We start from the raw sequence: 21,535 nt of genomic DNA on the forward strand, positions 1-21,535 counted from the left end.
GATGTGGGTTCATGAGCGGGCTGCCGCGCGGACGAGGGTGCCGGCCTGGCGGGCGGTGAGCGTGCCGGCCGCGACGAGGCCGTTCGTGACGGACTCGACGTGGCGGACGAAGGCGGCGTGGGTGGGGTAGCCGGCGTCCTCGTCGATGAGGTCGCTGACGGTGCAGCCGTTGCCGGTGTCGGCGTTGGGCACCCCGGTGTCGGCGCCGCCCAGGAACACCGTGGCCCGCGTGTCGCCGCCCGGGCACTCGTCGCCGCCCGGGCCACTCGCGACCACGGTGAGGTGGGCCATCTGCTCGGCCGACGTGTTCCCGGCGTTGTCGGTGGCCCGGTAGTGGACCATGTGCATGCCCACCGTGGTGAGGACGACCGGTTGCGTATAGGCGGTCCAGGCGCCGCCGTCGATCTGCACCTCGACGCGGGCGACTCCGGAGTCGTCGTCGGTCGCGGTGACGGTGACGGTGGCTGATCCGACGTAGTTGCCGTCGTCGTCGCGGGCGCCGGTGACCTGAGCCGTCACCGTGGGCGCTGTCTCGTCGTCGTCCGGCTCCGGTTCCGCGATGGTGAAACTGCTGGAAGCGGTTGCGGACGTGTTCCCGGCGTTGTCGGTGGCGCGGTAGCCCACGACATGCGCGCCGGGCGTGGAAATGACCACCGGCTGCGTGTAGGCGGTCCAGGCGCCGCCGTCGATCTGCACCTCGACGCGGGCGACTCCGGAGTCGTCGTCGGTCGCGGTGACGGTGACGATGGCTGATCCGACGTAGTTGCCGTCGTCGTTCCGGGTGCCGCTGACCTGAGCCGTCACCGTCGGCGCCGTCTCGTCGTCCGGGTCGGGCTCGGCGACGGTGAAACTGACGGAAACCGGTTCCGACGTGTTCCCGGCGTTGTCCGTGGCCCGGGAGCGGACCACGTGCGAGCCGGCCGCGGTCACGACGACCGGCGCGGTGTAAGGCGTCCAGGCGCCGTCGTCCAGCTGGTACTCGATGGAACCGACTCCCGACGCGTCAGTCGCGCTCACGGTGACCGTGGCCGACGTCGTGTTGTCGCCGGCCACCGTGGCGGACACGGTCGGCGCCATGGTGTCCGGCTCCTGGGAACCGCCCACCACGAGCTCGCCGACCATCGAGCTGTGGCCGGGAATCGTGCAGTAGAACCGGTACCGGCCCTCGGTCAGGGTGACGGTCGCCGTGTGCCGGCCGTTGTTCGTGTCGAACGGGTTGGCCAGGATGCTGAGCGAGACGTCGTGGTTGTAGCCGGGCGTGCTGGTGTCGAAGGTCAGCGTGTGCGGCATCCCGGTCGTGTTGCCGGTGGCCGTGCTGTTCTCGAAGATGACGGTGGTCTCGCCCGCCACCGCCGAGGTGGGCACGGACTTGTACTGCGTCACGCTGTCATCCGCGGTCCAGGTAAGCGTCTGAACGGCGGCGGCGGAGGAACCCGCGGCGGCAGAGCCGGGGGAACCCGCGGCGGCAGAGCCGGGGGAACCCGCAGCGGCGGACAATGGAAGGGCCGCAGCGACGGCCCCCGCCGGGACCGTGCCGGCCAGAGCCAGCACGATCACGGCGGCGATGCGACGGAACATCACAACCCCCGGACCCGGATGTTGCGGAACTCGATCAGATCGGTGTCGCTGTGGTTCTGCAGACCGATGAACCCGCGCAGGAACTGCCGCAGATCGGTCGGCGGATCCCCGGCCCGCGACGACTGCTTGCCGGGCGTGTTGTCGAACTCGTTGATGACCACCCCGTTGCGGATGATCGTGTAGTGCTGGCCCACGGCGCGGATCTCGTAGTCGTTCCACACGTTCTTCGCCGTGACCCCGGCCGCGGAGAGCGGCTGCGGGTCGAAGTTGTAGACGGAACCGGTCTTCTGCACCTCCCCGGTCTCGCCGTCGTAGATCTGGATCTCGTGCCCGCAGTAGATGGCCACCCAGGCCTGGGACGTTGCCGCGGAACCGGTTCGGCCGCATTCCGGCCGCTGGGCGACCGGCGTCCGCGGATCGGGGAAGCGGATGAACACACCGCTGTTGGCCCGCGCGGTCCCCGGGGCGATGTCCCGGAACTGCAGCCGCAGCGAGAAGTCCCCGAGCTCCTTGGTGTGCCAGAGCATCCCGAGCCCGCCGGCCGACCGCAGCGACCCGTCCGGCTGGATGCTGAACGACCCCGACGGTGCCTGCTGCCAGCCGTGCAGCGATGCGGCCGTGCCGTCGAAGAGCGGCTCGTACGCCGTCCGCCCGGGCCGCCCGATCTCCGAGGCGGCCGCCGCGCGGGTCAGCACACCCGCCTGGCGCGCGGTCAGCGGGAACTGCCCGGCCACCGTGGTGACGTGCCGGACGAACGTGTCGTGGTCGGCCCACGCGCCCTCGTCGCCGATGACGTCGTTGAGCGTGCACCCGCCGGCCCCGGCGAGGTTCGGCACCCCGGTGTCCCGGCCGTCGATGACGACGTTCTTGCGGGCGTCGGGCACCGCGCAACCGGCGTTCACGGTCGTGGTGACCGTGGCGGTCTCCCCGTCGGCGTACGTGACGGTCAGCGTGGCCTTGTAGGTGCCGGCCGAGGCGTAGACGTGCATGGGGTCGGCGTCACTGGAAACGGTTCCGTCGCCGAAGTCCCACCGGTACGAGACACCGCCGGACCGCGAGCCCGTGAACGCGTACGTCAGCAATTTGTTCTGCACCGCGACCGCGCTCGCCGCCGGGGCCGGGGTGGCCGGACCGCCGGTGTAGCTCACCTTGAGCAGCTTTTGCGCCGGGCTGAGGCTGAAGAAGCCGCCGCCGTAGTCGAGCAGATAGAGAGCGCCGTCCGCACCGAACTTCGCGTCCATCCAGGACTGCAACTGGGTGGAACCGCCACCGGCGGGCAGGATCGCGCGCAGCGACTCGGCGAAGGGCGGCGGCGACTGGGCCGGAACGCCGGCCGGATCGACGGTGACGGCCACCCGGTTGTTCGCGTTCGACTGGTCGCCCAGGAACCACTTGTCGTCCCAGTAGCGGGGCCACGCGACGCCGCTCGACGTGTCGGCCTTGTCGTAGTGATAGGTCGGGCCGGACATGACCGCCTGGCCGCCACCCCGCAGATAGGGCTGGGTGTACGTGGCGTCGGCCGCGTTGTAGGTCGGGATGCCGCTGCCGTCGGCGCGCGGCGGGAACACGGGCCCACCGCCACCGGGCGAGTACCAGATCATGTTGTCGCGCGCGGGCGGGATGTCCACGAGCCCGGTGTTGCGCGGTGACTCGTTCTTCAGCGCGTTGCATTTGTACCAGCCGGTGAGCACCGTGGCGTCGGTGTTGCTGCGGTCCCGGTACGGCTGCCGGTTGCCCATGCAGTACGGCCAGCCCTGGTTGCCCGCCGACGTGATGATGGTGGCGGTTTCGTACTTCGCCGGGCCGAGCTCCGGCGACGGGTTCGTGGCGTCGGGGCCGACCCAGCCCGCGGTCAGCCACTGCCGTTCCTCATCGATCTGCAGCCGCGCGATGTTCCGCACGCCCATCACGTAGATCTCCGGACGGGTCTTGGCCGTGCCGGGCGGGAACAGGTTGCCGGCCGGGATCGTGTACGTCCCGTCCGCCTCCGGGTGGATCCGGATGATCTTGCCGGCCAGGTCGTTCGTGTTGCCCGACGTCCGGCGCGCGTCCTGGAACGAGATGCCCGCGTACTCGGCGGTCCAGTTGTTGCCGGAGTAGCCCTGCGAGCCCTCGGACGAGTTGTTGTCACCCGAGCCGACGTAGAGGTTGCCGTCCTTGTCGAACGCCATGCCGCCGCCGGCGTGGCAGCAGCTGTGGATCTGTACCGGGAACTTCAGCAGATCCTTGCGGGAGGCGACGTCGATACCGCCGTCCTTGTACGTGAACCGGCTGATCGTGCGTTCGCCGGTGCGCGCGGTCCGGTCGATCGACTCGTGCGGCATCCAGTAGACGTAGATCCAGCCGTTGGACTGGAACGCGGGGTCGGCGACGATGCCGAGCAGCCCCTCCTCGTTCTTGACCAGCTCGGTCCCGCTGCCCCGGTTGCCCATGACGGCCAGCGTGGTCAGCAGTTTCACCTGCTTGGTCCTGGGATCGTACGAGTGGATCGTCCCGCAGCCGAGGCCCACCTTGGGGTCGGCCCAGTCGACGATCGGGCCGCTCGGGCAGGCCGCCTTGCCGACGTAGAAGATCGTGCCGCCGGGCGCGACGGTCAGCCCGTGCGGCTCGCCGATCTGGTCGAGCTGGCCGGTCTGGTTGGCCGCGGTGAGCCGCTCGGTCTTGTAGTTCGCGGCGATCGTGGCCTGGCAGTCACCCCGGACCAGGCCGGCGGCCCAGCCGAGCGCGCCGGACAGGTGCTTGCGGAAGGCGTCTTCCCCGTACGAGTCGGCGGTGTGGCCCATGCCGGTGTAGAAGGAGCGCCCGCCGTCGTAGTCACGGCACCAGGAAACGGGGTGGAACGGCCCGTTGGCGCCGAGCCCGGCGTCGTAGTGCCGCTCCTCGACCTGCGCGACGGTGTGGACCACGCCGATCGGGTTCGGATCCCAGTTGTACCAGCGGTCCGACCGGCTGACGGTCAGCGGCAGGTCCTTGGTCGCGGGGTGCTGCCGGTCGAGCACGTCGACGACGGCCCGGTTCACCGCGGGCGGCGGGGGAGTGGTGGTCGCGCCGGTGAAGAGCCGCAGATCCGCCAGCTGGGTGAGCGGCTCGCCGCTGTTGGCGGTGATGTTCAGCCGGAAGAACTTGTACGTCGCCGGGGCGGCCAGGTCGAACCGGCGCGTCTGGAACCGTTCCTGGAACGTCTGACCCGTCCGGGAATCGATGTCAGTCCAGCTGGAACCGTCGGCGGAACCCTGCAGTCTCCAGTCCTTCGGGTCGCGGCCGGCCGAGTCGTTGGCGGACGTGAGCGCGTACGCGGTGACTGCCTTGGCGGCCGCCAGTTCGAACGTCGCCCAGCCGGTCGGCGTACGGACGAGCCATTTGGTGTTGGGATCGTTGTCGATGAGCTTGGCCGCCGTCTCGTTCGGCGGGTTCTCGCCGCTGGCGGTCACCTTGGCGATCGGCTCGGCGTTCGGGATGGCGCCGGCCGGACGCGTGCCGATCAGGCCGGTGAACCAGGCCGAGTCGAGCTGCGCCTTGGCCGCGTCGCCGATGCCGACGAAACCGTTGCCCGCCTTGACGTACGCCTGCAGCGCGCTCTCCTGCGCACCGGTCAGCGCCGCGCCCGTGGCGGACAGGAAGACCACCGCGCGGTACTTCGCGAGGGACTCGGCGCTGAAAACGGTGGGGTCACTGCTGACGTCGACGGTGACGTTCTGCGCGGCGGCCAGCGAGGTGACCGTCTCGGTGGCGCGAGCGACCGGATCCTCTTGCTGCGCCGCGGGACCGTGGAAGACGAGGACCTGGGACGCCGCGGCGGCGGCCGGGGCCGGGGGATCGGTGGCGGCGTGGGCGGGCGTCTGGAGGACGCCTATGACCAGAGCGAGCGTGGCGAGGGATGCGGTGAGCCTCATCCGGTGTGCCCTTCGTGAGCAGCGCTGTGCACGTGGTTGTGGAAGCGGTCGATGGCCTCCTGCGCGCCCGGCGGCATGGTGCCGTCGGCGTTGCGCACCAGGAAGATGCCGCTCATGCCGCTGTCGGAGTGCGTCTGCACGTGGCAGTGGTACATCCACGCGCCGGGGCCGCCCCCGTCGCCGGCCAGGACCTGGAAGCCGAACGAGCTGCCCGGGTTGAGGTCCTTGTTGTCGATCGTGATGCTCGGGTCGGACGGGCCCTCGAGCATGCCGGTGCGGTTGTCCGCCCAGCGGTGCGAGTGCAGGTGGAACGTGTGGAACAGGTTGCCGTGCCCGATGGCGATCCACTCGATCCGCTCGCCGAGGTTCGCCTGGAACATCGGGGTGTCCGGCGCGGACCGGTTGTTGATCTGCGAGTCGTGGAAGACGACGACGACCTGCTTGTCGGGCAGGATGTCGCCGCGGCGCCGCACGATCAGGGCGCCGTAGAGGCCGCGGGCCACGCCCATCGTGCCGTGCTCGGTGCCCATCGCGTGGTCGTGGTAGTGCCAGTAGCCCGCGCTGCCCGGCATGAACCGCCGGCCCGCGGACGCGGTGGTCATCTCGTGACTGCGCCACACGTACGTGCGGGTCTCGCCGGGCGCGTTGAACGAGGCGTTGAACGGCGACCCGTCCGAGTCGGTGCTGTAGTCCACGCCGTGCGGGTGGATCGACAGCCGCTGGTCGGTGGTGTTGACCAGGGTGATTTCGAGCGTGTCGCCCTCGTACATCTCCAGCGTCGGGCCGGGCACGGTGGCCTTGCCCCGCTCGAAGCCGTAGCCGTAGAGGTTGCCGGGCAGCGCCTCGGCGTAGACGGTGACCTTCCGGACCGTGCCGGCGGCCCGCGCGGGATGGCTCGGCGCCAGCGCGGAGGCGGCGCCCACGGCGGGCACCGTGAGGCCCAGCGCCCCGGTCGCGAGCAGCGAGCGCCGGGAGAAGCGCCAGCGGGACTTGCCAACGTTGTCAGAGTGCATGCGGCTCCGATCGGGCAGCACGACAGTCGCGGAGCGTCACCGCCCCACGTCCCAGGACTTTTGTCGATGGAGAGCAATCTATGTACGGTATCGACAAAAGTAAAGGTCCCCAGTGGACGGCAAGATCGCTTCGACCAGGCGTTCCAGCGGAAAGAGACCCTGTGTAGGCAACCGTGGAAGCGCTCCCGGCGCGGCGACCAGGTAGCCGTCCCGTTACACGGAGGCAACAATCCTCACGCTGCGTACGCGTTGAACTTTTCGCCGGGCGTGGCCCGTAAGGCTGGACATCCCCGTGGAAGGAGCACGATCGTGACCGTCACCGGCGAGCAGCGCGACTCGGCCCGGCTGATCTGGGACTACCACCAGCTGCGGCACCCGCTGGAGAAGTGCGAGGCCGCCGTCGGGCTCGGCGCCCCCGAGTACGCCGCCGAGCTCTGGCACGCCGGCTGGTTCCCCACGCTGGTCCTCACCGCCGACCAGCGGGAGCGGGCGCTCTCCCGGGGCGTGCCCGGCGACGCGGTGCTGGTGGAGCCGCGAGCCACGCACACCGGGCTGACGCTGACGCTCTCGCGCGAGGTGCTCGGGGCGGCGGGCATCCGGCCCCGTACGGTCATGATCGTCGCCGAGCCTGCCCTGCAGCGCCGCGCGTATGCGACGTGCCGCAAGGTCTGGCCGGAGGTCACGGCCGTCTGCGCCACCGGGCCGTCGACCTTCGAGGAGTACGTGACCTCCGCCGCCGGCGAGCGACAGGCGATCGAGCGGCTCGTCGGCGCCCTCCAGCGCGTGATCGAGTACCCGTGGCGGGGCTACGCCGTGCGGCAGGAAGTACCCTCCGCGGTCCACGTCGCGTACCGCCACCTGCTCAACGAGGGCTACACGGGCGACCTGATAGCGCACTCATTCCGGTGAGACGGTGGCCAGATACTTGGCGAGCGCGGCGACCGCCTCCCGCCCGGCCCGGTTGGCGCCGACGGTGGACTGGGACGGACCGAAACCGATCAGGTGGACGCGCGGCTCGCCGCTCACCTGGGTGCCGGTCATCGTGATGCCGCCGCGGTCGTTGCGCAGGTGCAGAGGGTCGAGATGGGCGAGGGCGGCCTTGAAGCCGGTCGCCCACAGGATCGCGTCCACCGCGGTGAAGCTGCCGTCGGCCTCGCGGACGCCGAGAGGCTCGATCGCCGTGAACATCGGGCGGCGTTCGAGCGCGCCGCGCTGCTTGGCCGCCAGGGCGTACGGGGTCCAGATCAGCCCGGTGTAGGAGACGACACTGCCCGTGGGGTTGCCCGCCTCGACGTCCGCGACGACCTTGGCGATGGTCTCGCGGCCGGCGCCCTCCGGGGTGAAGTCGTCGCGGAAGACGGGCTCGCGGCGGGTGTACCAGTACGTGGTGGCGACGCGCGAGATCTCCTCGAGCTGCTGCACCGCCGAGATGCCCCCGCCCACCACGGCGACGCGCCGGCCGGTGAACTCGTCCGCCGACACGTACTCGAAGGTGTGCAGTTGCCTGCCGGTGAAAGTCTCCTGCCCGGGGTACCGCGGCACGACGGGGTTGGTCCACGTGCCCGTGGCGTTGATGATCGCGTCGGCGAGCCACTCGCCGTGGTCGGTCTCGACGAGCAGCTTGCGGCCTTTGTCGCGTACGGCCGAGACCGTGACCGGCCGGAGCACGTTCAGCTCCGCCGCCCGCTCGAAGTCGGCGAAGTAGCGGGGGACCGCCGTGCGGCTGGGCTCCTCCGGGTCGAGCGGGGGCTTCGGGAACCGCGGCAGGTCGAAGATGCCGTTGACGGTCGCCATCCGCAGCGACTTCCAGCGGTGCTGCCACGCGCCGCCCGGGGCGGGCTCCGAGTCGAGGATCACATGGTCGATGCCGCGCCGCTTGAGGTGGTAGCCGGCCGAGAGCCCGGACTGCCCGGCGCCGATGACCACGACAGTCGCCTCTCTCACAGCCGCAGACTACCCGCCGGTAGGGGCGGGAGGTCTTAAGGTGTGTGACGGTCCATGATCGGGGCCGGGAGGAAGGGGCCGCACATGGCGGACGACGAGTTGATCCAGCTGCTGACGCCGGAAGGCGAGCACGCCGGGAGCGTGACGACGGCGGACGGCGTCACGTACTCGGCCGACTTCACCGACGAGGAGTACCGCGACCTCTACCGGGACCTGGTCATCGTGCGCCGGCTGGACGCCGAGGGCCTCGCGCTGCAGCGCCAGGGGGAGCTGGGCCTGTGGGCCAGCCTGCTCGGGCAGGAGGCGGCCCAGGTCGGCTCGGGCCGGGCGCTGCGCCCGCAGGACATGGTCTTCCCGACCTACCGCGAGCACGGCGTGCTCTACACCCGCGGGATCGACCCGATCATGCCGTTCGGCCTGTTCCGGGGGGTCGACCAGGGCGGCTGGGACCCCAACGAGCACAAGTTCAACCAGTACACCCTGATCATCGGTGCCCAGACGCTGCACGCCACCGGCTACGCGATGGGCGTGACCATGGACGGCGCGACCGGCACGCCCGACGGGGAGGCGGTCATCGCGTACTTCGGCGACGGCGCCACCAGCCAGGGCGAGGTCAGCGAGGCGTTCGTGTGGGCCAGCGTCTACAACGCGCCGCTCGTGTTCTTCTGCCAGAACAACCAGTGGGCCATCTCCGAGCCCACCGAGCGCCAGACCAAGATCCCGCTGCACCGGCGGGCCGACGGCTTCGGCTTCCCCGGCCTGCGGGTGGACGGCAACGACGTGCTGGCCACGTACGCGGTGACGCGCGCGGCCCTCGACCACGCGCGCCAGGGCCAGGGGCCGACGCTGATCGAGGCGTACACGTACCGGATGGGCGCGCACACGAGCAGCGACGACCCCTCCCGCTACCGCGCCGCCGGCGAGGTCGAGGAGTGGCAGGCCAAGGACCCGATCAGCCGGGTCAAAGCCTTCCTGACCAAGCAGAGGATCGCCGACGACGGCTTCTTCGGCCAGGTCGAGGAGGACGCCCGCAAGCTCGCCCTCGACCTGCGCGAACGCGTCATGGCCCTGCCCGACCCGCAGCCGGTCTCGATGTTCGACCACGTCTACCCGGGCGGCTCGCCCGAGCTCGACGCCCAGCGCCGCGAGTTCCTCGGCTACCACTCCACCTTCACCGACTAGGGACGCAGGCGCCGGCGGAGGAAGTCACGCCAGGTCAGCTCGAAGGAGCGGGCCAGGGCCGGCGTGGCTGCTGCGCGTGGCCAGGGCGGCGATCGCCCTCCGCAGGTCGGCGACGAGATCGGGGGCGAGGCGGCCGGTCGCCGGGTCCACCTTGGCGCGGGCGGCGCCGACCGTCAGGCCCGCCTCGGGCACGACGTCCACGCCCATCGTGGTGAGCACCTCGGTGAGCCCGGCGTGGGCCCAGCGCCCCGCGGTCAGGGAGGTGGAGACCGTGATCACGGCGGCCGGCTTGCCGGTGAGTTCGCCCGTGCCGACCTGCCAGTCGAGCAGGTTCTTGAGCCCGCCCGGGAAGCCGTGCGCGTATTCCGGACTGCAGATCAGCACGCCGTCGGCCGCCTCGAAGCAGTCCCGGATCGGCTCGAGCGCCGCCGGGAGCGGCCCGGACCCGGCGACGTCGGCGTCGAAGAGCGGCAGCTCCCGGAACGACGGCGCCTCGGTGATCGTCACCCCGGCGGGCGCGAGGCGCACGGCCGCGCGGAGCACGGCGGCGTTCAACGACTGGCTCCGCAGGCTTCCGCACACCGCAGCGATCCTCATGCCGCGAGCCTAGACGGCGGGCGGGTACGCGATCAGGCGTGCTGCAAGCGGTGGACGCCGGCGTCGCTGAGGCCGAGGACGACGTCGGCGCCGACCATGCGGAGGACGTCGCGGACCAGGGGCTGCGGGTTGCGTACGGTCAGGGCCGTCGCCTGGTTCGTCGCCTCGGCGTGGCACTGCAGCAGGCCGCGGGTGCCGGCGGCGTCGATGAAGGTGACCTGGCCGAGGTCGAGCACCACGCGGCCGGGCCGCCGGTCGGCCAGCAGCTCGCCGACGGCCTTGCGCAGCGCGCCGACGGTGTCGTGGTCGAGCTCACCGGCCACCGCGAGCCGGGCCTCGGGGCCGGTCCCGAGGGGGGACAGCTCGATGGTCAGGGCTTGCCGGTCGGGAAAATCCATGACTCGTCCCAGGCTGGGTGCGGCCGGGTGCCTCTCTCTGCCGAAAGTCACCGGCTCCGCCCCCGAGACTACCCCCGCCGGCGTGCGCCCGGCGGACAGATCGGGCTTGCGCTTGCCTGGAACCATCGCCGGGATGGACGTACGGGCTCTGGCCGGCGCCACCCTCGGCGGCCTCGTCACCGCCGGGGCGATCGCGGCCGTGCTCGGGTCGCTCGACGAGTACCAGGTGCACGACTTCGCCGATCAGGACTTCACGATCGGCGTGGCCTACGGCCTCGTGGCGACGGTGGCGGCGGTCGGTGTCATCGCCCTGATCCACTTCCTGATCGGCGGCCCGCGGCGCCACGTCGTCGTGCCGCTGCTCCTCGTCCCGCTGGCCGTGGTGCCGCTCGTCGCCGGGGCGGAGCGCAACCGGGTCGAGGCAGCCCTGCTCTGGGGCGCCGCCGCGATCGCCGTGCACGCGCTGATCGCGTACGGGAAAAAGGGCAGTGCGGTTGTCGTCGTGCTCGCGGTCCTGCTGACGTGGGCCGCCCAGGAGCGGTGGCGGGCGCAGAAGTTCGAGGCAGTGGGGCTGCCGCTGGTCGTGCCGGACATCGCCGGCTATCGGCTGACCGGCACCTGGGCCGGCCGCTACTCCGTCAGCATGACTCTGCGTGACCCGTCCGGTCGCCGCGTGCACGCCGTCGTCGAGGGTCCGGGCAGCTCACGGGGCGGCTGCGGCTCGTCCCCGGACCGCCGCCGGCTGGTGCCCGCCGCACCCCCGGCCCGCGAGTACGCCATCTTCTGCCTGCGGGACGACGCCACCCTGACGCTCGTGCCGGGCGGTGACGAGCCCCTGGCCGATCTGGTGCCGCTGGTGACCCCGCGCGAGACGGACGCCGCCGAGTTCGCGGACCACCCCGACGACAACACTATGGCCGAGCCGGATTGACGAGCGTGTCGTAGAGCTCGGCGAAGCGGGCGCGCCGGTCCGCGTAGTACGCGGCGTGGGCCGGGCGCGGCTCGTACGTCGCCCCGGTGGTCCGGGGCTCCCGCGCGACGCCGGGCGCCAGCGTGTCCAGGGCGAGCAGCGCGGTGCCGTGCTGGGTGGAGCGGCGCCGCGTCACGTGGGTCACCGGCCGGCCGAGCACGTCGGCCAGGATCTGCAGCCAGGCCGGCTGGTCGTTGCTGACCCGGCCCGCCGCGGCGACCTCGGCGACCTGAGGGGCGGCCGGGTGCAGCTCGTCGGCCACCCGGGCGTACGTGACGGCGACGCCCTCGATGATGCCGCGGAACAGGGCATCGGCGTCCGTGGCGGCCGACACCCCGCCGAAGGCGGCCCGGGCGCTGCCGGCCCAGCCCGGGGCGCGTTCCCCCGTGAGGTACGGCAGCACGAGCGGCGTGGCGGCGTCCGGCGGCGCGGTCAGGACGGCGTCGAGCGTGGGACTGAGCCGCAAGGTGCTCTGGGCCCAGCTGACGGCGCGGCCGACGTCGTTGATCGCCCCGCCCAGCAGCGTACGGCCGGCGTCCACCCGGTAGTTCCACAAGCCGGACGGCAGCGGGTCGGCCGGGCCGTCGAGCAGCACCCGCAGCGCGCCGCTCGTGGCCGTCGCCGCGGTGAGCACCGTCGCGTCGAGCGCCCCGGACCCGATGTTGCTGGCGTAGCCGTCGGTGATCGGCGGGAACCACACCGCCCGGGCCAGCGCGGGCCTGCTCGCGGCCGGCACCGGCTCGTCCGACGGCGGGGTGAGCCGGGCCGGGTCGAGATCGGCGGCGGCGAGCAGCTCCGCGTCGAACGTCCCGGTGCGGCGGTCGAGCAGCCCGGTCCACGCGACAGTGGACGTGCCGGCGAGCGGCTGCCCGATCAGGCGGTGCCAGATGTACTCGCCCAGCGACCACCAGTGGGCGGCCGCCGCGACGACATCGGGCTGGGACGTGGCGAGCCAGCGCAGGCGCGGCGCGTGGTAGCTGGTGTGCAGGCGGGTGCCGGTGCGCTGCTGGACCGCGTACTCGTCAAGGCTTTCGCGCAGCGCCGCGACCGCGCCCGCGCTGCGCGAGTCGGCATAGGTGATGCACGGGGTGAGCGCGCGCCCGGCCGCGTCGACCGCGATCAGCGAGGCGGCGAAGGTGTCCAGCGCGACGCCGGCGATGCGGGTGCCCAGCCGCGGGTCGCCGGTCACCGCGTCGATGACCTGCCCGACCTCGGCGGTCACCTGGTCGGGATCAATGACCGAGGTCCCGTCGGGCGCGACCGTGAACGCGTGGGGCACCTTGTGCTGCCGGCCGTGGACCCGCCGGCCCGCCGCGTCGTGGAGGCCGCCGCGCGTCGCCGTCGACCCGATGTCCAGGGCGAGCACGAGCGGATCCAGGGCGTCGGCGAGGGAGACATCGGTCATCCGGCCACCCTATCCGGCCTCCGAAAGTTTCGGACCGTTGACACCGTTTCTTCCGGAACTCTAGGGTCCCCTCATGACCTTGCTGCACGTGGCCACCAGCGGATCCGACGACGCCGAGGGCACGGCCGAAGCGCCGTTCCGGACGATCAACCGTGCCGCCGCCGAGGCGCGCCCGGGCGACACCGTCGTCGTGCACGCGGGGGAGTACAGGGAGTGGGTCACGCCCCGGCGCGGCGGGCTCAGCGACACGCGCCGGATCACCTACACGGCGGCCGAGGGCGAGCACGTGGTGATCAAGGGCTCCGAGCGGGTCACGAGCTGGGAGCCTGACGGCGGCACGGTCTGGCGCGCGGTGCTGCCCAACGCGCTCTTCGGCGACTTCAATCCGTACGCCCTCGAGGTGACCGGCGACTGGATCGTCTACGACGAGGGGGCGCCGCACAAGCACCTCGGCGACGTCTATCTCAACGGGCGCAGTTTCTACGAGGCCGCCACGCGGGCCGAGCTCGACGATCCGCCGCTGCGCACCGAGGTCCTCGACAACTGGACCGGTGTGCTGACGCCGGTGCCGGACCAGGAGCAGACCCAGTTCCTCTGGTACGCCGAAGTGGGTCCCGAGACGACGACGATCTGGGCCGATTTCCGGGGCGCCGATCCGAACGTGGAATTGACCGAGGTGAACGTACGCCGGTCGGTGTTCTATCCGCTCGTCCCGCATTTGGACTACATCACCGTCCGGGGCTTCGAGCTCGCGCAGGCCGCCTGCCCGTGGACGCCCCCGACCGCCGACCAGCCCGGGCTCGTCGGCCCGAACTGGGCCAAGGGCTGGATCATCGAGGACAACGTCATCCACGACGCGAAATGCTCGGGCGTCTCGCTCGGCAAGGAGGCGTCGACCGGGCACAACTACGCGTCCGAGCGCGGCGACAAGCCCGGCTACCAGTACCAGCTGGAGTCGGTCTTCTCCGCCCGTCAGATCGGCTGGGACAAGGAGCACATCGGCTCGCACGTGGTGCGGCGCAACACCATCCACGACTGCGGCCAGAACGGCATCGTGGGCCATCTCGGCTGCGTCTTCTCGACCATCGAGGACAACCACATCCACCACATCGCGGTGAAACGCGAGTTCTACGGGTACGAGATCGGCGGCATCAAATTGCACGCCGCGATCGACGTGACGATCCGGCACAACCGCATCCACGACTGCTCGCTCGGGACCTGGCTCGACTGGGAGACACAGGGCACCCGGATCACCCGCAACGTCTACCACGACAACAACCGGGATCTCTTCGTCGAGGTCAGCCACGGCCCGTACCTCGTGGACCACAACGTCCTCGGCTCGCGCGCGTCCTTCGAGTCGTTCAGCCAGGGCGGCGCCTTCATCGGCAACCTGGTCGCCGGCTCGGTGTGGCTGGTGCCGGTGATGGACCGGGCCACGCCCTACCACCGCCCGCACAGCACCCAGGTCGCCGGCTACGCCGTGATCCGCGGCGGCGACGACCGCTGGATCGGCAACGTCTTCCTGGGCGGGTCGCTGGCGGAGGCGTACGACAAGGACCGCCGGCAGCCGGGCACGACCGAGGCCGGGTACGGCCTGGCGGGCTACGACGCCCACCCGGCGTCCTTCGAGGAGTACCTGTCCCGCCTCGCCGCCCAGCCCCCGGGCGACCACCAGCGCTTCGCCGACGTCCTGCAGCCGGTCTGGGCCCGCGACAACGTGTACGTCGCCGGGGCCCACCCCTTCGCCGGCGAGCCGGACCCCCACATCCTCGACGCCGGCACCGTCTCGATCCTGACCGAGGGCGACCAGGTCCACCTGGTCGCCGACCTCCCCAGCGCCTTCGACAACGCCCGCGTCGGCCTGGTCGGCGGCCGTGACCTGCCCCGCGTCCGCTTCGCCGACGCCGACTTCGAGGAGCCCGACGGCACCCCGGCCGTGATCACCACCGACCTGACCGGCGCCGCACGCTCCGCCACCGAGCCGGCCGCCCCGGGCCCGATCGCCGCCCTGTCCTCCGGTTCCACCCGCACCCGCATCTGGTGAACGGCGTTTAAGGTAGATTGCATCTACGTAGATGCAATCTACCTAACGGAGGACCCGTGTTCATCGGCCGCCGGTCCGAGCTGTCGTTGCTGACCAAGCGAATCGATCATGTGACGAGAACCGGCTCGGGTCTCGCTGTGGCCCTCCGCGGTCGACGTCAGGTCGGCAAGTCTCGTCTGGTGCAGGAGCTGTGCGACCGTTCCGGCCTGCCCTACCTGTATTTCACTGCCGTCAAGGGCGCCTCGATCAGCGAATCGACGACCCAGTTCCTCGCCGCGTTGACAGAGTCGGACCTGCCGAACGACCGCGCCTTGCTGCCGGCCGTCCCGCCGGCCGGGGGGTGGGGCGACATGCTGCGCCTTCTCGCCGGTGTGCTGCCGGACCGGCCCAGCGTCGTCGTGCTCGACGAGGTGCCGTGGCTGACCGAGCAGGACGACACGTTCGACGGGCACCTGCAGGTCGTCTGGGACCGGCTGTTGTCACACCGGCCGGTTCTGCTGCTCCTGCTCGGCAGCGACCTGCACATGATGCAGCGCCTCACCGCCTACGATCGGCCCTTCTACGGCCGGGCCGACACTCTCGTCCTCGGCCCGCTGAATCTCGCCGAGAGCGCCGCGGCGACCGGCCTCACCGGCTCCGATGCCGTCGACGCCCACCTCATCACCGGCGGGCTGCCGGGCGTCTTGTTGCGCTGGCCCACCGGCACTCCGGCGGAGACACACGTGCGCGACGAGTGCGCTGACCCCTCGTCGCCCTTGTTCGTGGTGCCGGAGCAGTCCCTGGCGTCCGAGTTCCCAAACCCGGACGTCGCCCGGCGCGTCGTCGAAGCGGTCGGCGGCGATGCCCGGGCGTTCACCACGATCGCCAGTGCGGCCGGCGGCCGGGACGGCCAGGTCAGCTCGGGCACCCTGTCCCCGCTGTTGCGGCAGCTCACCGACGATAAGCAGGTGCTGGCCTCCGACCAGCCGCTGTCGATCAGCAGCGGCAAGCCGGCCCTGTACCGCGTCGCCGACAGCAACCTGCGGCTCTACCTCGCCATCCTGCGAGACGTGCACAACCTGACGCGGCGCGGGCGGCCCGACGCCGGTTTCTCGCTGTTCCGGAACAGGTGGATCAGTTGGCGCGGTCGAGCGGTCGAGCCTCTGGTTCGCGCCTCGCTCGAGGAGGCCGCGATAGCCGGCAGCCTGCCGTGGCCGGAGACGCAGGTCGTCGGCGGCTGGTGGAACAGGCAGTTCAATCCCGAGATCAATCTCGTCGGCGCCGACCGGGCGCCCGTGGCGACGCGCATCCTCTTCTGCGGCTCGCTCAAGTGGCTCGGGACGCCCTTCGACGCGCATGATCTGCAGCGGCTGCGGGAGGGGGCCCGGCAGGTTCCGGGGTTCGACCCTGCCGGCACCGGGCTCGTCGTGGTGTCGCGGTCGGGCGCGGACCTGCCGCCTGGCGCGGTGGACGCGGTCTGGGGGCCGGACGATCTCGTGGGGGTCTGGCCGGGGTGATCGTTGCGGGTTGTGGATACGGTATGGCTTTTTCGGTATAGACAAACGTGCATGTCAGGGGCCTAGTCTCGGCGGAACGGGCGCTCACCGGGCGTCCGACGGACGAGAGGATCCCCATGGCGATTCGACGACCCCGCCTCGGTGCGGCCCTGGCCGCCGGCCTCGCCGCGGCCACCGCCGCCGCCCTCACCTCGACCCCCGCGATTGCCGCTCCCACCGGTCAGATCCTGCTGGCCGGGACCGCGTCGGCCGTTCCCGGAAGCTACATCGTCGTCCTCAAGGACACCGCGGTGACCAAGGCCGCCGGTGCCGGTAAGGCAGCCGGCCAGGACAAGCTCGCCGCGAAGTACGACGGCAGCGTCGCGCGGACCTTCGGCTCGGTGCTCAACGGCTTCGAGGCGAAGCTGAGCGAGTCGGCGGCCAAGCGCCTCGCGGCCGACCCCTCCGTCGCGTACGTGGAACAGAACCAGACCGTCTCGCTCAGCGTGACCCAGTCCGGGGCGACCTGGGGGCTGGACCGGATCGACCAGGCGAACCTGCCGCTGAGCACCACCTACACCTACACGCAGACGGCGTCCAACGTGACGGCGTACATCATCGACACCGGCATTAAGTACACGCACAACGACTTCGGCGGCCGGGCCCGCTTCGGCTACGACGCGGTCGGGACCGGCGGCGTGGACTGCAACGGGCACGGGACGCACGTGGCGGGCACGGTCGGCGGGACCACGTACGGGGTCGCGAAGCAGGTCAAGCTCGTCGGGGTGCGGGTGCTGAACTGCTCCGGGTCGGGCACCAACGCCGGGGTCATCGCGGGCGTCAACTGGGTGACCACGAACGCCGTGAAGCCCGCCGTCGCCAACATGAGCCTCGGCGGCGGGGCCAGCACCGCCCTGGACAACGCGGTCGCGAACTCGATCAGCTCCGGGGTCACGTACGCCCTGGCGGCCGGCAACTCGACCGCGAACGCGTGCAACTCCTCGCCCGCCCGGGTCGCCTCGGCGATCACGGTCGGCGCGACGACCAGCACCGACGCCCGGGCGTCGTACTCGAACTACGGCACCTGCCTGGACATCTTCGCGCCGGGCTCGTCCATCACATCCGACTGGTACAGCAGCAACACCGCGACCAACACGATCAGCGGCACGTCGATGGCCTCACCGCACGTGGCGGGGGCGGCGGCGCTGGTGCTGTCGGCCAACCCGTCCTACACGCCGGCTCAGGTCCGGGACAACCTGGTGAACCGGGCGACGGCGAACAAGGTGACCAACCCGGGAACCGGTTCCCCCAACCGGCTGCTGTTCGTAGGCTGACCCATGTGGACGAACGTCGATCGGGCGCGGTCGAGGAGAGCCTCCTCCGGCAGGGCCGCAAGTACGCCCTCGGGCTGCGCCTGATCGTCGTCGGACTGTCCAGCACGGCGGCGGTGCTCTTCGGGGCGGCGCCGCCGGTCGCTCTGGCGCTCACCGGCTGGAACCTGCTCTACGCCTGGAAGGGCACCGGCCGGTGGGCGCCCGCCGACGTGGCGGTCATGGTCGCCGTCGGCCTCACCCAGCCCTGGACCGTCGAGTCGGACCCGCGCGGCGGCGGCACCTGGGTGCTCATCGCCGTGGCGATCACCCTCGTAACGTATCCGTGGCTGCTTCCGGGAATCGGTTTCATCGCCGCCGTCACGGTGGTCGTCGGCGCGCACTACGCCGGCACGATCCTCGCCGACCCGGGCGGCTGGCTGGTCAACGAGACCGTCGAAGCCTGGACGGCGGCGGAGGCGGGGCTGTCGTGGGCGCTCTACCGCTTTGTGCGCCGCAGCGCGCTGACAGCCGATGGAATCGTTTCCCGCGGTGCGCAGTTGCGCCGGACCGCGGCCATCGCCGCCGCCCGCCGCGCCGACGAGCGCGAGTATCTCGCCGCCCTGCACGACACCGCGTCCGTGACGCTGCTGATGATCGGCAACGGCGTCCTGACCAAGCGCGAGCCGTGGCTCGCCGAGCAGGCGCGCCGGGACCTGCGCGAGATCGGCCGCCCCGACGCCGACGGCGAACTCGACCTGATCGCACTCCTGCGCGACATCGCCACGCACACGCCGCTGCGGATCTCGTGGCACGCGCCGGACGAGCTGCTGCTTCCGGCCGTCGACGCGGTCGCGCTCAGCCGCGGCACGCGTGAGGCCCTGACCAATGTCGTGCGGCACGCGGGGGTCGGTCACGCCGACATCTCGGTACGCCGCGACGGCGCGACCGTGACCGTGGAGATCTGCGACGAGGGCCGGGGCTTCGACCCCGCACAGACCCCACCCCGCCGGTACGGAGTCACCCGCTCGATCCAGGACCGCATGACCCGCCGGGGCGGCGAGGCGCACGTGGTGAGCAGCCCCGGAAACGGCACCACCGTCACGCTGATCGCCCGGCTCGCCGTCCCGGAGGTGCGCGGTGACGAGGGCGTCATCGCCGCCAGTTTCCAGCGGGGGCTGCACTGGGCGGTGGTCGTCACCGTGCTGGCCGTGCTGGTGCTGCTCGACCTGCCACACCTGCTGGCGGCTCCGGAGGCGTACACGTCGCTTCCGGCGCAATATGCCGTCTGGGGCGGACTGGTCGCCGTCACCCTGATCGCCGCGTGGGCCCGGAGAATGCCGCGCTGGCCCTTGGTAGTAGCGGTTGCGGTTTGTTCCAGCGTCGCCACCGCCACCGTGCGCCCCGAGTTCCGGCTCGGCCCGGCGCACTGGTCGGAGGGCGACGCCGGCTGGCCGATCGTGCTCATTCTGCTCGACAGTCCCGTGGTGATCCTCGCCGCCGTCCTCGCCGGCCAGTACCTGCTGACGTTCGCCCAGGCCGCCGTGGACGGGCAGGCGGCGCTGAGCGTGGCGGGCGTGGTCAACGCGACGTGGGCGGTGCTGTTCTTCCAGCTCGGCATCGCGATGGTCGCCGCTGTGCTGCGGGGCCTGGCCGTGTCGTCGGGCCGGGTGCTGCGGGAGGCGGAGCGGGTGCGGACCGCCGAGGAGGTCGGCCGGCAGCTGCACCGGGACCGGGAGCGCCGGTGGGCGGAGCTCGCGCCGGCGACCGTACCGTTGCTGGGAGGTCTCGCCGCCGGGGAGCTGGACCCGGCCGATCCGCGGGTGCGGGCCCGCTGCGCGGCCGAGGCGGCCCGGATGCGCCGGCTGCTCGGGGAGGACGCGACGGTCACCGATCCGCTGGCGCGGGAGCTGCGTGCCTGCATCGAGCTGGCCGAGCGCAACGGGGTGCCGGTGTCCTTCGCCGAGTACGGCGCCCGCCCCGAACTCCCGCCCCCGGCCCGCCGCCGCCTGACCGAGCCGGCCATCGCCGCGCTGGCCACCGCCCGCGGCAAGGTGCGGCTCACGGTCGCCGGCACGCCGGACGCGGTCACGGTCAGCGTCGTCGCGCGGTGCTCAGCCCCGCCGGACCTGCCCGACGGCGACGGAGTGCGGCGCTCGACCGTGCTCGACGGCGACCGCTGGTGGATCCAGGCGGTCTGGCAGGGGGCGGCATGATCACCGTTGTCGTGGTGGACGATCATCCGGTCGTGCAGGCGGGCGTCCGTGCGTGGTGTGCCCTGGCCGATCCGCCGATCGAGGTGGTGGCGTGGGGGCCGGACGTGTCGGCCGCGTGGCTGGCGCCGGGGGCCACGGCCGACGTCGTGGTGCTCGACCTGCAGCTGGACGTGACGGGTCCCGCGTACGGGGATCTCAAAAGGCTGGTCGACGCGGGCCGGCAGGTCATCGTCTACAGCATGCGGGCCGACCGCGACACCGTGCTGACCTGCCTGGACATCGGGGCGTGCACCTATCTGACCAAGGCCGAGGGGGAGGACCACCTGGTCGCGGCGATCGCCGCCGCCGCGGCGGGGACGCCTTACACCCCGCCCGCGCTCTCCGGGGCCTTCGGCACCGACGACCGCCCGCACCGGCCCCGGCTGTCGCCGCGCGAGACCGAGGTGCTGCTGGAATGGTTCCACAGCGAGAGCAAGGAGATGGTCGCGCGCCGCCTGCACCTCACGGTGCATCGGGTGAATTCCTGTCTGGAACGGGTACGCGTGAAGTACGCGAACGTGGGCCGGGAAGCACCGACCAAGGCCGCCCTCGTCGCCCGGGCCCTCCAGGATGGACTGCTGACGACCGACGACTTGTAGATGGGGGTCGTTCGACCACCACCGGCCGGCGCCGCCGCTCGATACTTTCCGTACGTGGCTCTCTTCAAAGCGTTACGGCTGCTCGTGGCCGTCGCCGCGCTGATCGTGCTGGTGGTGACGCTGCACCGGCAGGACGACCGGATCGACCAGCTCCGGCGGCAGGCGACCGCCGACCGGCAGGCGCTCGAGCTCGCCGACGCGGCGGCCGGGCAGCGGGCGACCGCCCTCGACAAGCGGATCAAGACCCTCGAGACCGGGCTGGGCGCCCTGGACGAGCGCAGCCGGCAGGCCTTCGACCCGCAGGCGGTCGCCGCCTCCGCCCTGCCCAGCGTCTTCCAGGTCATCGCGGGCGACTTCACCGGCAGCGCCTTCGCCGTCGGCAAGCCCGCGGGCGGCCGGACCCGGGTCCTCACCGCCTATCACGTCATCGAGAGCGTCTGGACCACCGGGCGCAAGACCGTGCGGCTCGAACGCGACGCCAAGGGCTACACGGCCACGATCGCCGACGTGAGCCCGCGGCACGACCTCGCCCTGCTGACGATCCCCGGCCAGGTCACCGGGATCACCGCCGCCGCCCGGGCCCCGGCCTCCGGCGAGCAGATCCTCGTGGTCGGCGCCCCGCTCGGCCTGACCGACACCATCACGACCGGCGTGGTCAGCGCGGTCCGGGCCCGGGTCGGCGGCCCCGGCACGATGATCCAGATCGACGCGCCGGTCAACCCGGGCAACTCCGGCGGCCCGGTCGTCAACACCCGCAAGGAAGTCGTCGGCATCGCCGACGCCAAGGCGGAGGACGCGGAGGGCATCGGCCTCGCCGTCCCGATCCAGACCGCCTGCAAGGTCTTCGACGTCTGCTGAACACCTCTCGTCCG

At 71.8% G+C, this 21,535-nt stretch carries 16 protein-coding genes and 1 pseudogene; 9 read left to right on the forward strand and 8 right to left on the reverse strand.

Going from position 1 to position 21,535, the window contains the following annotated elements:
- Window positions 1-9: 9 nt before the first annotated feature.
- From RAN62_RS41420 to RAN62_RS24485, 4 genes and pseudogenes are all read right to left on the reverse strand, one after another.
- Window positions 10-519: an OmpL47-type beta-barrel domain-containing protein gene (locus tag RAN62_RS41420; protein ID WP_438874542.1), complete on the reverse strand. Its 510-nt coding sequence runs from the start codon at window positions 517-519 to the stop codon at window positions 10-12.
- Window positions 520-570: 51 nt separating this feature from the next.
- Window positions 571-1,374 (reverse strand): annotated as a pseudogene (locus RAN62_RS41425) (OmpL47-type beta-barrel domain-containing protein); the annotation flags it as partial.
- Between the two features lie 203 nt (window positions 1,375-1,577).
- A complete protein-coding gene (locus RAN62_RS24480) occupies window positions 1,578-5,471 on the reverse strand; it encodes a ThuA domain-containing protein (RefSeq protein ID WP_305787086.1) in 3,894 nt (1,297 codons plus the stop codon).
- On the reverse strand, window positions 5,468-6,484 hold the full coding sequence (locus RAN62_RS24485; RefSeq protein WP_305787087.1) for a multicopper oxidase domain-containing protein: 1,017 nt from the start codon (window positions 6,482-6,484) through the stop codon (window positions 5,468-5,470). The genes RAN62_RS24480 and RAN62_RS24485 overlap by 4 nt, the downstream gene beginning before the upstream one ends.
- Before the next feature lie 309 nt (window positions 6,485-6,793).
- On the opposite strand from RAN62_RS24485, the gene RAN62_RS24490 reads away from it, so the two are divergent.
- Window positions 6,794-7,393, forward strand: a complete 600-nt coding sequence (locus tag RAN62_RS24490) for a YdcF family protein (protein ID WP_305787088.1) — start codon at window positions 6,794-6,796, stop codon at window positions 7,391-7,393.
- On the opposite strand, the gene RAN62_RS24495 is transcribed toward RAN62_RS24490, so the two are convergent.
- On the reverse strand, window positions 7,382-8,428 hold the full coding sequence (locus tag RAN62_RS24495; protein ID WP_305787089.1) for an FAD-dependent oxidoreductase: 1,047 nt from the start codon (window positions 8,426-8,428) through the stop codon (window positions 7,382-7,384). The genes RAN62_RS24490 and RAN62_RS24495 overlap by 12 nt on opposite strands.
- Before the next feature lie 84 nt (window positions 8,429-8,512).
- Between RAN62_RS24495 and pdhA the strand changes: the two genes are divergently transcribed.
- Entirely contained in the window at window positions 8,513-9,610 is a 1,098-nt protein-coding gene (pdhA, locus tag RAN62_RS24500) for a pyruvate dehydrogenase (acetyl-transferring) E1 component subunit alpha (protein WP_305787090.1), read from the forward strand.
- A 24-nt stretch (window positions 9,611-9,634) separates the two neighbouring features.
- Here the strand turns inward: pdhA and RAN62_RS24505 are convergent, their stop codons facing one another.
- Together RAN62_RS24505 and RAN62_RS24510 are read right to left on the reverse strand one after the other, a co-directional pair.
- Window positions 9,635-10,207, reverse strand: coding sequence for an NADPH-dependent FMN reductase (locus tag RAN62_RS24505; protein WP_305787091.1), 573 nt, complete (start codon window positions 10,205-10,207; stop codon window positions 9,635-9,637).
- Window positions 10,208-10,239: 32 nt separating this feature from the next.
- Window positions 10,240-10,605 carry an STAS domain-containing protein gene (locus RAN62_RS24510; RefSeq protein ID WP_305787092.1) on the reverse strand — a complete coding sequence of 122 codons (366 nt, stop codon included), beginning with the start codon at window positions 10,603-10,605 and terminating at the stop codon, window positions 10,240-10,242.
- Window positions 10,606-10,738: 133 nt separating this feature from the next.
- Here RAN62_RS24510 and RAN62_RS24515 point away from each other — a divergent pair, with 133 nt between their 5' ends.
- Complete coding sequence (locus RAN62_RS24515) at window positions 10,739-11,536, forward strand: hypothetical protein (RefSeq protein WP_305787093.1); 798 nt, start codon at window positions 10,739-10,741, stop codon at window positions 11,534-11,536.
- Here the strand turns inward: RAN62_RS24515 and RAN62_RS24520 are convergent.
- Complete coding sequence (locus RAN62_RS24520; protein ID WP_305787094.1) at window positions 11,517-12,980, reverse strand: gluconokinase; 1,464 nt, start codon at window positions 12,978-12,980, stop codon at window positions 11,517-11,519. The genes RAN62_RS24515 and RAN62_RS24520 overlap by 20 nt on opposite strands.
- Window positions 12,981-13,053: 73 nt before the next feature.
- Here RAN62_RS24520 and RAN62_RS24525 point away from each other — a divergent pair, with 73 nt between their 5' ends.
- From RAN62_RS24525 to RAN62_RS24550, 6 genes are all read left to right on the forward strand, one after another.
- A complete protein-coding gene (locus tag RAN62_RS24525; RefSeq protein ID WP_305787095.1) occupies window positions 13,054-15,024 on the forward strand; it encodes a right-handed parallel beta-helix repeat-containing protein in 1,971 nt (656 codons plus the stop codon).
- A gap of 56 nt (window positions 15,025-15,080) precedes the next feature.
- The gene (locus tag RAN62_RS24530) at window positions 15,081-16,520 is read left to right on the forward strand and encodes an ATP-binding protein (protein ID WP_305787096.1); all 1,440 of its coding nucleotides are present in this window, start codon (window positions 15,081-15,083) and stop codon (window positions 16,518-16,520) included.
- A gap of 116 nt (window positions 16,521-16,636) precedes the next feature.
- Window positions 16,637-17,833: a S8 family peptidase gene (locus RAN62_RS24535; RefSeq protein WP_305787097.1), complete on the forward strand. Its 1,197-nt coding sequence runs from the start codon at window positions 16,637-16,639 to the stop codon at window positions 17,831-17,833.
- A gap of 5 nt (window positions 17,834-17,838) precedes the next feature.
- Window positions 17,839-20,025: a sensor histidine kinase gene (locus RAN62_RS24540; RefSeq protein ID WP_305787098.1), complete on the forward strand. Its 2,187-nt coding sequence runs from the start codon at window positions 17,839-17,841 to the stop codon at window positions 20,023-20,025.
- Window positions 20,022-20,663 carry a DNA-binding response regulator gene (locus RAN62_RS24545; protein WP_305787099.1) on the forward strand — a complete coding sequence of 214 codons (642 nt, stop codon included), beginning with the start codon at window positions 20,022-20,024 and terminating at the stop codon, window positions 20,661-20,663. Before RAN62_RS24540 ends, RAN62_RS24545 begins: the two co-directional genes overlap by 4 nt.
- A gap of 54 nt (window positions 20,664-20,717) precedes the next feature.
- The gene (locus RAN62_RS24550; protein WP_305787100.1) at window positions 20,718-21,521 is read left to right on the forward strand and encodes a S1C family serine protease; all 804 of its coding nucleotides are present in this window, start codon (window positions 20,718-20,720) and stop codon (window positions 21,519-21,521) included.
- Window positions 21,522-21,535 lie beyond the last annotated feature (14 nt).

The sequence above is a fragment of the Symbioplanes lichenis genome (assembly GCF_030709675.1).
GTDB classification, from domain to species: domain Bacteria; phylum Actinomycetota; class Actinomycetes; order Mycobacteriales; family Micromonosporaceae; genus Actinoplanes; species Actinoplanes lichenis.